The organism is Neobacillus rhizosphaerae (genome assembly GCF_050477885.1).
Lineage (GTDB): Bacteria > Bacillota > Bacilli > Bacillales > Cytobacillaceae > Neobacillus > Neobacillus rhizosphaerae_A.
In genome coordinates, this window is sequence record NZ_JBCNAC010000181.1 from 1 (window position 1) to 14,921 (window position 14,921).

General features: G+C 45.1%; 13 protein-coding genes. All 13 read right to left on the minus strand.

The window, feature by feature from the left end; genetic code table 11:
- Positions 1-732: 732 nt before the first annotated feature.
- Positions 733-2,181 (minus strand): hypothetical protein, encoded by a 1,449-nt coding sequence (locus ABES03_RS24220; RefSeq protein WP_430121526.1) that lies wholly within the window; start codon positions 2,179-2,181, stop codon positions 733-735.
- A 12-nt stretch (positions 2,182-2,193) separates the two neighbouring features.
- Positions 2,194-3,882 (minus strand): serine/threonine protein kinase, encoded by a 1,689-nt coding sequence (locus ABES03_RS24225; protein WP_430121528.1) that lies wholly within the window; start codon positions 3,880-3,882, stop codon positions 2,194-2,196.
- A gap of 15 nt (positions 3,883-3,897) precedes the next feature.
- Positions 3,898-4,665, minus strand: coding sequence for a PP2C family protein-serine/threonine phosphatase (locus tag ABES03_RS24230; RefSeq protein ID WP_430121530.1), 768 nt, complete (start codon positions 4,663-4,665; stop codon positions 3,898-3,900).
- Positions 4,666-4,722: 57 nt separating this feature from the next.
- Positions 4,723-5,802 (minus strand): FHA domain-containing protein, encoded by a 1,080-nt coding sequence (locus ABES03_RS24235; RefSeq protein ID WP_430121532.1) that lies wholly within the window; start codon positions 5,800-5,802, stop codon positions 4,723-4,725.
- A gap of 30 nt (positions 5,803-5,832) precedes the next feature.
- Positions 5,833-6,138: a WXG100 family type VII secretion target gene (locus ABES03_RS24240; RefSeq protein ID WP_430121534.1), complete on the minus strand. Its 306-nt coding sequence runs from the start codon at positions 6,136-6,138 to the stop codon at positions 5,833-5,835.
- A 28-nt stretch (positions 6,139-6,166) separates the two neighbouring features.
- Complete coding sequence (locus ABES03_RS24245) at positions 6,167-6,472, minus strand: WXG100 family type VII secretion target (protein ID WP_430121536.1); 306 nt, start codon at positions 6,470-6,472, stop codon at positions 6,167-6,169.
- Positions 6,473-6,493: 21 nt separating this feature from the next.
- Positions 6,494-6,745, minus strand: a complete 252-nt coding sequence (locus ABES03_RS24250; protein WP_430121538.1) for a hypothetical protein — start codon at positions 6,743-6,745, stop codon at positions 6,494-6,496.
- A 15-nt stretch (positions 6,746-6,760) separates the two neighbouring features.
- Positions 6,761-8,080 (minus strand): hypothetical protein, encoded by a 1,320-nt coding sequence (locus ABES03_RS24255; protein WP_430121541.1) that lies wholly within the window; start codon positions 8,078-8,080, stop codon positions 6,761-6,763.
- Positions 8,081-8,092: 12 nt separating this feature from the next.
- Complete coding sequence (locus ABES03_RS24260; protein ID WP_430121543.1) at positions 8,093-8,812, minus strand: hypothetical protein; 720 nt, start codon at positions 8,810-8,812, stop codon at positions 8,093-8,095.
- Between the two features lie 170 nt (positions 8,813-8,982).
- Positions 8,983-9,288 carry a WXG100 family type VII secretion target gene (locus tag ABES03_RS24265; RefSeq protein ID WP_309858555.1) on the minus strand — a complete coding sequence of 102 codons (306 nt, stop codon included), beginning with the start codon at positions 9,286-9,288 and terminating at the stop codon, positions 8,983-8,985.
- Between the two features lie 32 nt (positions 9,289-9,320).
- On the minus strand, positions 9,321-9,704 hold the full coding sequence (locus ABES03_RS24270) for a WXG100 family type VII secretion target (protein ID WP_430121545.1): 384 nt from the start codon (positions 9,702-9,704) through the stop codon (positions 9,321-9,323).
- A 30-nt stretch (positions 9,705-9,734) separates the two neighbouring features.
- Entirely contained in the window at positions 9,735-9,986 is a 252-nt protein-coding gene (locus tag ABES03_RS24275) for a methyltransferase (RefSeq protein ID WP_430121547.1), read from the minus strand.
- Entirely contained in the window at positions 9,979-14,574 is a 4,596-nt protein-coding gene (gene essC / locus ABES03_RS24280) for a type VII secretion protein EssC (RefSeq protein ID WP_430121549.1), read from the minus strand. The genes ABES03_RS24275 and essC overlap by 8 nt, the downstream gene beginning before the upstream one ends.
- Positions 14,575-14,921: the final 347 nt, after the last annotated feature.

A 14,921-nucleotide genomic window follows, 5' to 3' on the forward strand; every position in this document is an offset into this window, starting at 1 on the left:
CTTCTGACTATCTTGATCACTTCTGGCTCATCTTTGTCAGAAGTTAAGACGACTTCTGACTATCTTGATAGTTTTGGGCTCATCTTTGTCAGAAGTTCAAGCTTCTTCTGACTATCTTGATGGTTTCTCGCTCATCTTTGTCAGAAGTTCAAGCTTCTTCTGACTATCTTGTTCGTTTCTCGCTCATCTTTGTCAGAAGTTAAGACGACTTCTGACTATCTTGATCACTTTCTGGCTCATCTTTGTCAGAAGTTAAGACGACTTCTGACTATCTTAATAGTTTTGGGCTCATCTTTGTCAGAAGTTCAAGCTTCTTCTGACTATCTTGATGGTTTCTCGCTCATCTTTGTCAGAAGTTCAAGCTTCTTCTGACTATCTTGTTCGTTTCTTGCTCATCTTTGTCAGAAGTTAAGACGACTTCTGACTATCTTGATAGTTTTGGGCTCATCTTTGTCAGAAGTTCAAGCTTCTTCTGACTATCTTGATGGTTTCTCGCTCATCTTTGTCAGAAGTTCAAGCTTCTTCTGACTATCTTGTTCGTTTCTCGCTCATCTTTGTCCGAAGTTAAGACGACTTCTGACTATCTTGATAGTTTTGGGCTCATCTTTGTCCGAAGTTCAGGCTTCTTCTGACTATCTTGTTCGTTTCTCGCTCATCTTTGTCAGAAGTTCAAGCTTCTTCTGACTGTCTTGATGCTACCAAGAACCACATTGTCAGAATTCTAGTGCCCACTCAAATCTTCTTGTTTGTATGAGTAATCTTAATGTCCTTCACTACCTTAAATGCAACCTCTGGAACATCCTTCTCGCTCTCATTTTCTAGTTCAGCAGTCGGATATAATACAGTGGTTCCTTGATCTTCCTTTAATAGCTCAGTCCCATAATCCAGAACCTCGGTATCATTTGTTAACACATCCGTTCGGGGCCTTAAATCCTCCTTTTTATCGGATAGCACTTCGTTTCGAGGTCTCAGAACCTCCCTCTCATCCGTCGAGACAGACAGTGTTTCTTTAGAGCCCTTTTCAGTGGGAGACGAGACAATCCCTGTATTTTTTGACAAAATTTCCGTCAGCGATAAAAGTACCTCTTTCGGCACCTCAACGGATGCGGACGGTTTTTCTTTGTTAGTGGACAGAATTTCCGTCAATGATAAAAGAACCTCGCGTTCTTTTGATTTGGCTTCCATCGTCACTTCTTTATCATTAGAAAGCACTTCGGTTAAGGATAAAAGCAACTCTTTTCCAGCATCAGCGGTAGGAGGCTCAACTTCTTTGTAGCTGTCCAGGATTTCAGTCAGAGATAATGGGACCACTCGATCAGAGGATGATCGCCTTCCCGTTGCCGCATTCAGTCCCTCAGAGGAAATCGGCTTTTTCTCATCGTTCAAGACGTCCGTTAACGCATAAAGAATCTCTTTTTCAAGCGGCTGACCCTCTCGATGAGCGTTCAGCACGTCAGTTAGCGCATATCGCTCCTCTTTTGAAACAGGCTTTTCCTTCTGATCTTCAGACAACACATCCGTTAACGAGTACCGCTCTTCTTTTTCAAGCCGCCTCTCTTCACGACCATCGTTCAGCACATCCGTTAACGAATACCTTTCTTCTTTTTCTAGTGGCTGCCCTTCACGACCATCGCTCAGCACATCCGTTAACGAATACCGCTCCCCTTTTTCAACAAACTGACCACCCTCATCGTTCAGCACATCCGTAAATGCATCCCGCTCCTCTTTCTCACTAAACTGCCCTTTCCAAACATCCATATCTTCAACCAGCACTTCTGTACCCTCAGAACCCTCTTTTGAAAAAGCCTCCGGATACAAGTAGCGCTCTTGCTGGTCCTGATCTAAAACCTCGGTTGGCAAGCTGCCCAGTACAGTTGGTCGGGAGTGATCCTCCGTCTCTCCCTTTTCCTCAAGCACGGTGCGATTAACCGGCTCCACCCCCGCAGAAACCACAGGCTCCCTTATTATCCCCGGGTCCACATCAAAGACATTCGGCTGGTGGCGCTTATTCCCTCGATGCTCACGGATTTCTTGGATCTGCCTGGCTGCCGTCCGACCCGTTAAATCGCCAATAATCGCCGGAACCTTCATCTTAAAAAATAAAACAATGGCCGTAATCAGTAACGTGCCTGCCAGGGAATATCCGACAATGGAAATGATTTGCCATGTAGTTGCATCCATTCGAATCCCCCCTTATTCCTTCCGATAAGCATGATTAATCGCTTTGTCTGTTAGCTCAAAACGACTAATCACCTCATTCTTGATTGTTCCCGTTTTTTCAGTAGTAACCGCCACCCGATTTGTACTCTGCTTTACAGCTTCCGCTACCGAACGGATTTCACTTTCCTTCACACCATCTAACTTAAACTTCCGTGCATACGTTTCAATGGAATACATCGTTAATTTGTAAAGCTCGAGCTTCACAATTTCGCTCTCCTCGGGATTCTGATCCACCATTTTAATCAGGTTCTTCATATCATCCCAATAGGGCTTGTACTTCCCTTTATCCGACGCCTCTTCAATGTTAAGCGTGATATCACGATTGAACCGGCCGATATCACGGTAAATGGTGGCCATCTCGTAATAGTCGCGATCCTTTGAGCCATACCGAACCGCATCCTCAAACCATTGAATCGAACTTTTCATTCTCGTCACTTGATTGTCATTCGTCTCAGTTTTTCCATAATTGTAGTAGTACCAATAGGTTTTACCGATATCAAACGCCAAATCACCGTACTTAGGATTACTACGAATCTCAGTGAGATGCGCGTTCACCTTTTTCTTCAGCTGCTTTTCTTCCTCTACCGTAAAAGCGGCATCCCCTTTAAAAGCGTCGAGCAACCCGACATAGGCTGGCTTCTCCGTTGGCTTAATCTCAATCGCCTTCAGATAATAGTCCACCTTCAGATCATCGGTGGCCGATTTTTCTGCCATTTGGATGTTATTATCGTAGTCCGCATTATTGGTCTTCGTTTGCATCACTTGACCCAATACGCCCAAACCCAAACACAACACCGCTGCCCCGACAACTAGGCCAAAATTGCGCAGCTTCCGTTTTTGCTTCGCCCGGTACAAGTCATCTACCTGCTCATAGTGATTGAGCGCATATAACAACTCGGCACAGGACTGATACCGGTCATCCGGATTGAGCTGGGTACATTTTTGAATAATTTTTTCCAAACCGCCCGATAACTGCGGATTCCATTCCCGGATTGGATATAATTCGTAAGGCGGCTCACAAGGATTCTGCCCCGTAACCAAATGATAGAGGGTGACACCCAAACAATAGACATCCGTTCTCGCATCGGTTTGACCCTTGCCGCCGAACTGTTCCGGTGCTGCGTACCCTTTCGTTCCCAAGCTGACTGTATCCGATAAATTTTGTTCCTTATACTCCCGCGCGATTCCGAAATCAATGAGCTTCAAATGTCCATCCGGCTTCAGCATGACATTGGCTGGCTTCATATCGCGATAAACAATCGGCGGATCATAGGTATGTAAATAATCGAGCACCTCGCAAAGCTGCTTCGCCCAATCGATGACGAGCTCCTGAGGCTGGGCCCCATATTCATCTAAAATCTTGCTCAAGGGCTCCCCTTCAATATAGTCCATTATGACAAAAATCACCCGGCCATTATCGATGATGTCGACAATTCGGGGCAACGCCGGATGATCCAGCCTCTTAATCATATTGGCTTCGTCAATCGCACTTTGGATGATGACTTCGTTATTTTTATCTCGTGCTCTTTTTTCAATCTCTTTTACTGCCCACTGTTTATTGAGCCGTTTGTCCATGGCGAGGTATACCTTTGACATACCACCTTGTCCAATCAGCTTGAGTATTTCATATTTACCGTCTATAACAGACCCAATAGCTGCCAAAGTTTTTCCCCATCCTTACTGAATTTTCATAAGCAAAACAGTGATATTATCTGTTTCATTCCGCTGCTTATTGAGCTCTACCAATTCGCTTGCCTTTTGTGCCATGACCCTTTCGTCCACGAGAACATGTGGCGATAAAGCACGATAGATTTCACCCTCAGTAATCATATGGCGAAACCCATCCGAACAAAGCATATAAACTTCGCCTCGAGCCGGCTTCCCCTGGATGAACTCTGGCTCTACCAGCTTAGAAGCCCCGATGCACTGCAAGAGGACATTTCTGCGCGGATCTCTCTTCGCTTGTTCCGGGGTGAGTCGGCCTCGTTTTAGCTCTCTGCCCACGACCGTCTGATCATCCGTCAGCACCTCCACATCCTGGTCAATTCGATAGACTCTGGAGTCACCGACATGACCAATCAATAGGTGGTCGGAATCAATGAGCAGCAGGGCGGTCAACGTGGTTCCCAGCTGAATTTTGATCTCACGGCCGTATTCGGCGATCCGCTGATTCTGCTCTTGAATGATCCGGCCCCAGCGATACTGAATCTCGTTCCAATCCTGCTTAGCAAGCTGGACGGGCAACTCTTTGTCGAACCACTCGGAAAAAGCATGGATGACACTGGCGCTGGCGACTTCTCCCTGGGAAAGCCCGCCCATACCATCACAAATGACGGCCAAGACGACCTTTCCCAGAGAGGTTTCTGCAATCTTTAGCAGGTAGCTGTCTTGATTGGTTTCTTTTTTCAATCCAATATCGGTGCATGCTGCAGTTAATACTTCCATCTCCAAACTCCTTGCTTGTTAGCTTTTTGTGCCATCTGCGCCAATCTATACAGAAGCTCAAATATAAAAAACAAAGTCCTCGTTGGCGAGTCGTAATTTGGTGCCTGAGAAGATCTCCCTCTCTTTTTCTACTGGAATCACTCGCCCGTCGACGAAGGTTTTATTAGTGGAGCCGTTGTCGACAATATAATAGCGGCCATTCCTCGTGAGGATGTCTGCATGATTGCGGCTCACCGCGTTATTATCGGAAACCACATAGTCACATTGCTGACGTTCCTTTCCGATACGAAAAGAAGTCCGGTTAATCGTGATCTTTTCCTGCGTTTTCTCTCTTACCACATACGGATAGCTCGGTTCTTCAAACAGGTCCGCACCAAGCACCGTGGTCCCGCCGTCCACATCCACCATGCCTAACACAGACGTTTCACTCACTTGTGGGATCTCCTCCTTCTGTGTCCCTTCATGGCTCGCGAACGGATTATAGGCCACATTCCCACCGGTATTCCCTTTTTTCTCCTCCACTCTAGCAACCTGCGGCTCCGGTCCTGTCGAACCAGACGGAATATGAGTCTTGTTCTCTACGATTTTCCCCATCAGCCCAAGGATACATTTTTCAAATTGATTAATAGAAAAAGGAACCTGGCTCTTGAAAAATTCAATATAGCTGGCTACATACCTAGCGTCTTCATGCTTGGAAAAAACAACGCGGAACGGCAGCTCACGGAAAAATTCTGATAGGACGACGGTCTGTTGATTGTTGACAATCGGCCAGAACAGGCACTTTACCTTTTTCGTACGCGGGTCTAGAAAAATATAGTCCCAGTCGAGCATCAAATTGTTCACATTCATCAAATTCTTTTCGCATGCCTTCACAATTGCCGCCAATTGAATCAGCGTATCCAGGAACATCTTCTTACTGACCACACTGCTAAAATAGGACTTCAAGGAAATCATATCCTCGACTGTACTTTGAATGAGGACACCCTTCTTGGTTTTCTCCGTCGTCACAGGAATGAGCCAATCGACGACTCCTCCAGCGATGGCGCGTAATTCCCGTTCATTGATGGCTTCAGGATACGCCAGACGATTGACCACGATATAATCATTTTTGTTTTGTTCAACTGTCGTTCTTCCCATAAAAAATCACCCGAATATCAAAATCTACTCTTAAAGGCCGTTCGCTCGATTGACCGCTTTCGATTGCGCGTCCTTATATTGGCCCGCTGCATATCGTAAAAAGTCCGCATAATTCGTTAACGCCTTCGTCATGTTTCGTGAGGTTGAATCCGCCTCCGTCAACTGATTCCACTGATTTTGAAATTGCGAGCTGTCTTCCCCCTGCCAAGTGGCAGAAAGGACTTTTACCTCTTGCCCTGCAGCTTCCATGTTTTTATTATGGCTGGTTACATAGGAGTCAATGGCATCGGCAGCCGCTTCAAATTCTCGGTGGTTTACCTTTATATAGTAGCTCAATTCCGTCCCCCCTTAGGTTATGAATCTATCATTTAAACCGATCCGCTAACGAGACATTCGTATTCTCTGTTTGGGTATAGCCCGGATCCACCTGCTGGTGTAAAAAGGTCACATAGTTATTCATCACTTCATAGCGCGGTTCGTCATAGGCATACTTCAACTCATGAAAAGCACTCATCGCCTGACTAGAGGCCGTCCCGTCCCATACGTTATTCAATGCTCTCATCGCAGCTTCCACTGCGGAAAAATCCTCTTTGATCTTCCGGTTATACTGCGCGATTTGTTTCGCGGCAGCGGACACACGCTCCGTATCTACTTTAATCATATCAGCCATCGTTACCCCTTCTTTCTATCCTTATTTGGAAGTGGCAGCTCCACCATGACTTTTGGCGAACTCTTCGGTCACTTTGGATGTATCGATATTGTTCAGTTTCCCCTTTACAAATCTGTATTGCTCCGCAATTCGGTTCACTTTTGAGGCACATTTTTCATTGCCGATTCCTTCAAAATCACTTTGGATGCCCGCTGCAATACTCTCTAACTCGTTGATAATATTTTGAAGCTCCTGTTTGATTAAATAGAGCTCCTGCTGTCCACTTTGATTCATGACCCCAGCCCCCCATTACAACTGTTGGATAATCTTCCGTTCCACCGTTTCAAAATCGTCGGCCGTTTCGTTTAGATAATAGATACACTTCTTGATATTCCAACTTTCTTCCGTGAATAAGTCCGCCTGCAGCAGATTCCATAAGTCGGAAAAGCCAGCTTTTAAATAGAGAGAATCCATCCTGCGGTCAATTTGGCTAATCCGTCTGTTTATGCTCTCTAATCGATCGGCATAGTTTCGTAGTTTATACGTATCTACTTTTATCATCGGATTCGCGGTCGCATATCGGTATCCGGCATTGAAGGCCAACTTGAACAAGAGCGACACACCTTTGACCAGACTGCCGACGAACTCGATGAGGGCAATTCTTGCCGCAAGGGAAATCACTTGGAGTCGATCAATGGCCTGTTTCAGGTATTCGACGAATTGGTGCACCATGCCCGGCAGGTCATTGATCATGAAATTGCCGACGCGAACCACCGTATTAATGGCGAAGGAATACACTCGTAGATGGCTTTGAATATCACCCATAACTGCGGTCGCAATGGTGGATGCTAGACCTTGCCAGGCATAGCCTGAAAAGGGATCCTTCTCAATTACGGCATAGCCCCGATTATCTAGTTTCATAGAATCAATCGAATGTGGACCAAAAAAACCTGGCTGTGTGCCGTTGTTTTCAACATAGCGAACGGGGTAAGGGGTCCGACCTAACCAGGATACAAGGTCTCCGTTTACGACGACCGCATCAAACTTTTTCGACTGCAAGGCCGCTAATTGATCAGGCCCGAGCTTGTAGGGATTGATTGGCTGCGGGTTAATGATGTGAACCCCTAGAACATTGGTATAATTCGTTGCATACACTTCGGCCGCGAGTTCGCCGCCTTTAGAGTGGCCAAACAGATAGTTTTTCCCGCTCTTCTCTTCATTTTTTTCAAAAAAAGCAATCGCCTCTAATGACTGTGGCGAGACCCCAATGGATGCGGTTAATGTATTATCCGCCATATCCTTTGGGTTGTGGAGCAGGTCATCCATGCCTTCCGTTCCCCTAAAGGACATGCCGACTTCCCCCGTCTTCGGGTCTTCGAACGCAATCGCGCAAAAGCCGGAGCGGTCGTTCGTATTCACATAATCTTTGATGACCAGATTTCCGAGGCCGGCATTTTTCAGTTCTGCGGCAAGATCGGTATCCACCTGTAAAACCATTTTGTACAATGATTCTCCAGGTTTCCAATTTTCTATGATGTCGACATAGGCTAGTTTATTTAACACGGCATTTTGCTGATCCCTTAGTTCGCTTAGTCGCACTTGTTCGAAACCATCTTTTAGATTAGGCATTTGTCCATCCTCCTACTTTAGTTGACTCTTAAATTCTTCGTAGGATAATCCGTTTTCGTTTACTTTAAGCACATGTTTCACCGATTTATCGTATTCCTCCCAAGGTTGCGTGCCATAGAGAAGGAAATTATTTACATACGTTTCCGCTTTAGCTTGGTCACCAGAGAATGCAGCAATAAGGCCTGTATCCTCGTAACCTAAGGATTGAAGCTGTTGATAGACGTCGTACAATTCCTTTAGCGTTTTCTCATCTGCATCACCCGATATAGACACGATGCTATGCACCATAATGACATCGTCTTTTGCTACGCTCGATACACCATTTTTTAATGTGTCAAGATCCACTTCGGGTGTAAGAGTGATATAGGTTTTTGCTAGATGCAGGTTTTCAATGGACCCATAATTGATTTTGTCCTTAAGGGATTTAGAAGCAACTGCATTACGATAATCATCAAAAAACTTACCAGGTTTGGACAATCTTTCACGAACATTGACTAGTAGGCCGTCTTCTGATTTCGCCACCAAGATGTTCAGGTTCATGCTGTCATTGAACCCCCGCTTGGCCGGGATATAGTTGATCGCCGAAAAGTTCTGGTCGTACTTCTTATCCAAGTAAGAAAGCATCGCTGATTCACTCGTCTTCTTTTCCTCTTTCGTCGGTTGCTGGCTCATACATCCACTCACTCCTGCCACTAAAAGTACTAAAAAAATACTAACTAAAAATTTTTTCATCAGCTACTTCTCCAATGTTTTTTTTATCTATATCTATATTATCCAAACGGTATTATTTTCAAAGTTTAAGTGTGGGGGACTGTCCCCCAGGGTGGTAGCGCATTACCGTGACGGGGGACTGTCCCCCAGGTTAGTAACGCGTTACCATAGCGGGGGACTGTCCCCAGGGTTTATTTGAATGCGTCAGCTAGGTTGGTGTTGACGCTTTCTGTTTCGAAGTATCCTTGGTCGACGTTGATTCGTAGGAATTTCACATAGTTATCAAGGATATCGTAGTAATTCTGGAAGAACTTCGCCGCAAACTCTTCATAGGAAGAGATCGTTGCTTGGGCTGCTTCACCATCCCAAGTATTCGAAAGGTTTTTGATCGTATTCTGACTAGTTTTTAATTCTTCTGCTAGTTGTCTATTTAAACGCTCAATTGTTGATGCAATGTCGGCCACTTGAGCCGTATTGACTTTAATATGTCCAGCCATTCCCTTCACTCCTTTGCGTGTTTGTTAGTTTATTAGTTTGTTAACTTTCTTACTTGAACCATGTTATTTTCTTGCGTCGCCACATAGTTGGCTCTTTGTGCTTCCAGCGCCTGACCAGCATTTGCTAGTTTATCCGCCATATTTTTCAGATCTTCATTGAAGCCGTTGATTTGATCAACGAAGGCAAGGTTGTCTTCGCCCTCCCACGCTTCACCCATGGTTCCTGCAGCCTGCATTAACTGGGTGTAGATCCCTGTGTACGTTTCAGATAGCTCTGTTAATTTCTTCGAAGCTGTTTCAAGTTCTTGTGGAGTGACTTTAATTCGTTTCCCCATTTTCATACCCCTTTCTTCTTGTGAAAAATTAGCATTGGTAAATGTGGCTTGTTGATTTCCGCTCCAGTTGCTTCGCTTCACTCAACAACTACTTTTACCTAGCCTAAAAATTTATATCAGCATGAGCTTGGAACCGTTTTGAATGCCCAGTTCCGCAACAGCCATGTTAATATTGAAAATAATTCCCGATGATGTGTCACACAAGACAGGATTGCCCATCGCTTTGTACTTGCCATCTGACAGGTCGCTTAATAGCGTGGAAACTAAGACCAATACCTCACTCATTTTGCTTTCGAGGGGTATGTATACATCAAAGCTCCTATTGGCAGCAGGAAGAAAAATTTCAACAAGGACTTTATTCATTGTTGTCCTCCTCCTTATCAGAGTTGAGTAGCTTGACCTTTACACTCTTTCCTTTTTGTAACGAGAAGCCAAAGTCAGCGGTCATTTCCTCACGCAGTTCCGGCGTCGTTTTCGACGGCTTCAGCTGATATTGCTCGGTAATCCCGCTGCCAACCCAAATGCCATCCCCCTGATTCATCTGGCGTTTGTACCACTTATCATAGGAGACTCCTGACAGATTCTTCGCCTGCTCGGCAAAAATAATCGTGAGGTTATACTTCGCTTCACCCTTTTCAAGGATCAAAGCTAGCTTTTCAGCGCTTTGGCCAGATAGACCATTTTTCAAGGCTGCGATGCTATTGATGACAATGACTTTTCGGTCAAATGCTGGAATCTCCCTTCCCTGCTCTAACGCCTCTTTAAAGGTGTTATTGCGGTAGACTACCAACTCAAACAGTTCATCCATCACCTGTTCAAACTCTTTAACTGTAGAATAGTAGGTAACTGCCTTGTTATTTTTACCAGTAAAGCTTTGCTCGGCATCAAGAATCGTTACATCCAATCCACATTTCTCTGCCATGAACACCGATACATCATGTGTAAAGGAGTGATGCTCGGTACCTGCAGATAGAATCATCGTGACATAGGACTGTCCGAATGGATAGTTGTGGACATTCAGTGAGTTTTTTTCCACCCCAATCGGGATCGTGAGACTCTGCCGTGGCTCTAGGTAGTCAGCCAAGAATTCAAAATCTACGTGCTCTGGTAAAATAGGAATCTTTTTCGCGGCATGGCCCTTCCAAGCGGCTTGCAGCTTTCGACATTCCTGTTGAATAAACGTAAATAGGACGGGTGCATCGGTGATTGTTGCGATTTGGAATTCATACACCGCGTCTTTTTTCACCAAGCCTCTGCCTTTGAACTTCGATGGGAACAACCCATCCGTTTTCCCAACGACTGTGGAATAGTCGGATTCATCATTTAACTGCAACGTAATCAATTGCTTGAAGTTTTGCAGTAACCGGAATCGGACCGCGTTGGTGCCAAGTGCCGTTAAGACGAAATAGATGCCATACTTGGTCCCTTCGCGTGAAAGGAAGGAGACCGCTGTTTCTTTTTCCTCGTATATTTCTGTAAAAGCAGCAAAGTTATTAATCGTCACCACGATGGATGGCAGCTTTTGACCAGTTGCCTTCACATAGGATGCATGATCGCCGCCATAATCAGCGAACAGCTTCTTCCGTTTTTCCACTTCGCTTTGCAGAAGCTTAAATAGGTTGCTAACTTTCTCACTTTCATAAGAGAGAATAACATCGCCCACATGCGGTGCTTTGGCAAAAGCACGTAACGTTTCCGAAGCAAAATCTAGTAAATAGATGTTAACTTCGTCTGGCGTATGTTCTTGGATGAGTGAATACACCATGGTCGTGATGAAGGTGGTTTTTCCACTGCCGGCCACCCCGTAGACAATCGTATTCCCTTCTTCCGTAAGCGGCAGATGCAGTAAACATTGCTGTTGTCTTACCGGGTCATCATACTCACCAATGACGGGATTCAGCACGAATGACTGGTTATTTCTAGCATTGTATTTCCGCTTCACATCATCTAATAAAATCATAGAAGGAATCGGATCCAGCCACAGCGGGCGAATACGAATCTGTTCTTCCTCCGCAATCGTGTACAGGTAGTCGGTAACGACATCGAGCTGCTTTTTCGGATTGGCAAACAAGCTTCTCTTTTTATCGATTTTCGCTTGTTTGATCGGTCGGCCATTTCGGTCAATGACCACGACACTATGGTCCTTTTCGACTACCACTTTATCAGATGGATAATAAGGAGCGCCTGCCCAGGCCGACTGACCCATTTCGAACAATTCGTTATAGCCCACCTGCAGATAGAAGCGTCCGGTATCTGTCAGTTCCGCCGCATCCGGCCGCTTCAGCATATCCATGCTGTCCGCCCGTTCCTGAACCTTTAAGCTGACCCTAAATTTACTGTTACTCCAAATCTGATCGTCGACGACACCGCTTGGCTTTTGCGTAGCGAGGATTAAATGCACGCCCAAGCTTCGTCCAATCCGGGCGGCACTGACCAGCTGCGCCATAAACTCGGGTTGCTGTGTTTTTAACTCGGCGAACTCATCCGAGATGATGAATAAATGCTGCAGCGGTTCGGTCACGACGCCTTCACGAACCAGCTTTTGATAGCTGTAAATATCGATATTGCTCTCGCCGATTAGCTTACTTGCCTCTGCAAAAAAAGCCTGCCTGCGCTTCAATTCACTTTCAATCGAAACCAAAGAGCGTTTGATCATAGCACCATCTAAGTTGGTGATTATGCCGGCCGTATGGGGCAATTTTTCAAAGGATTTCGCCATGCCGCCGCCTTTATAGTCAATCAAGATAAACGCCACTTCATTCGGATGATAGTTCACGGCCAGGGATAAGATGTAGGTCATGATGAACTCACTCTTACCTGAACCCGTCATCCCCGCAACCAATCCATGCGGTCCGTGGAATTTCTCATGTAAATCAAGCTTGAATAGTTCCCCTAATGTGTCCACGCCGACTGGCGCTTCCAACGACTTCGTTGGATCATTGTCCTGCCATCTGGTCAACGCATTGAGATGCTCCACTTTTCCTACCCCAAATAGCTCTAAGAAGGTAACCATTTGCGGAAGGTGGAAGGAATGGCCGAGTGTATCCAGCGGAATGTTCGCAAGCTTCACACTCAGCTCATTTGGGTCTGATGTGACGTAAATGTCAGGAACAAAGGACGTCGATTGGCCCGAGAGATCATCTTTATCGAATAGCTTCCCGCTGTGCTCCTCCAGCTCCACCACCATCGTGCATTCTTTCGGGAGATATTTCAGTTCATCATAAAAAGTAACCACACTGATATGTAGATTTTTTTTCTTCGCATAGACCTGCTTCAGCATCTCGGCCCGGATAGCCAGGCTCTTACTCATCGCAAACACAATGTAATACGGCGTGACATCGTCTAGCTCACTTTCATTGATTTGCGAGCGGAGGTCGATTTCTTTTTCAAGGTAGGCGGAAACTTCCTTCACCTCTTTGTGATTTGTAGCAATGAAACGGAACTTATTATCCTGGCTCCACACGTGTGGCAGCCATTTGGTAAAACCAAACTCGGCTTCATCTTCTTGGTCATAAATGAAGACCAGCTTCACTTCGTCATAGCTATAAAGTGCGGACAGTTGAAAAATTAACCCTTTAGCGAATTCCATCGTTTGTTTGCGGTTGCCAATGATTCCAGTGATATACTCCTCAAATAACGATAGAGTGATAGGGATGTTTTTCAAAACCTTTGGCGATTCGCACAAGGTGTACAGCTCTTCCTGCAGGTTGTCATCGTCAATCGAGAATTTTTTCTCGGAATAGGTGATGTCCGCGGATAACAGACCGTCCCCGATTCCTACTCTTAACTTCAAGAAATCATTTTGTCCGTGTCCTCGTTCCCATAGGTTGCGGTCCACCTGTTCAATCCGCTGGACTACCTCTGTGATGGGAACATAATTTTCCCGTAAGATTTCTTCTTGCTTTTGGGACTCCTCAGTAAATAGGACGGCAAATTTATCTAGATACTCTTTGTATTTTTGCTGGCGGATTTTCTCTTTTTTCCTCCTGCGTCGCATATCGTACTTTTTTGATAAAACAGGCCAAAGGATGGTTCCGAGCAGCATGCTTCCTGACATAATGATGGAAGGCATGGCCCGTGAGATGTCGCCCGTTGCCATGGCGTTATTGATGGCGAAAATAGCTGTTGCCATGGAGGCCATCCCCATGGTCATCGATGGACCAATCACCAGCATCATTGGCATTTCTTCCCCGATGGCATTGGGCGGTGGTGAATCAATTTTAAAAACTGCCTTTTCGACGTCTCTTTTAAAGCGAGGGGATCGGTAAAAATAATCGACGGCCGGTACTTCGAATTCATCCTCTTCTTCGTCGAGAGTTTCTACAACTTGAGGAATAAATGGCTTAAGTCCATTTTTACGGAAGAATACCATCCCATCTGGATTATTGAAGGCCAAGAAGCAACTGCCAATGATGATTTTCAATCCCATTATGTATATGATGTCACCCATCTTTAATTCGCTACTTTTCACTCGTACGCCATTGACAAAGGTCCCGTTCGTGCTATCCATGTCAACGATGCGCCATTGGCCATCAAAAATAGTTAGTTTGGCATGGGAGGCGGACACAAATTGGTTCGATAGGACGATATGGTTTTTCTCGTTTCTTCCGATGTGAATGTCCATATCCTGGTCGACCACGAATTTAGTGAAGGTTTGGCGGTCTTCTGTGTTGGGCTCTGCGAACACAAGTGTTTTGTGTTCTTGGCCCTCGATGGCCAGTTGGTAAATGCTTAATGGCTGTAATACGGTATTTCGAATCGGGGTGCCTGAAGAATCAACAATCTTGGCATCTTTGTTGGACTTTAGAATCCACTGGCCATTTGCACCTTCGATCCCGACCAGTTTTTTGGAGGTGTTGGGATGGGTGTCATACATCCAATACTGCCCCTGGATTTTTTCAGGTAACGTTATGGAATTAATGTTTTCTTTATTAATTAACGTGACGATCATGTGTATTTCCCCTTGTAAACCAATCTCTAAAGGAAGTGCATCCTTTTCTATTACTCTTGGAATTTTTTTTATATTTTTATTAAAAATCCGAGGTCAACGGAAAAATTTTCGGTTTGTTTCGGAAACAAGTGGTTGATTATGCAGAATCATGAGACTTTTGTCCTCGTTCAAAAGTGACATAATTTGGATGTGTCAGAGGATTTTCAGGACTTTCGTACTATATACAGTACAATTAGTTCTTTATATTGTTACCATAAACTAGAGTTTATTTTACAACATCTTACAAAACCTGTCGACATAAAAAAAGAGAAGGGGACAGTCCCCCGTTGCGCTAAAGCGCTGGGGGA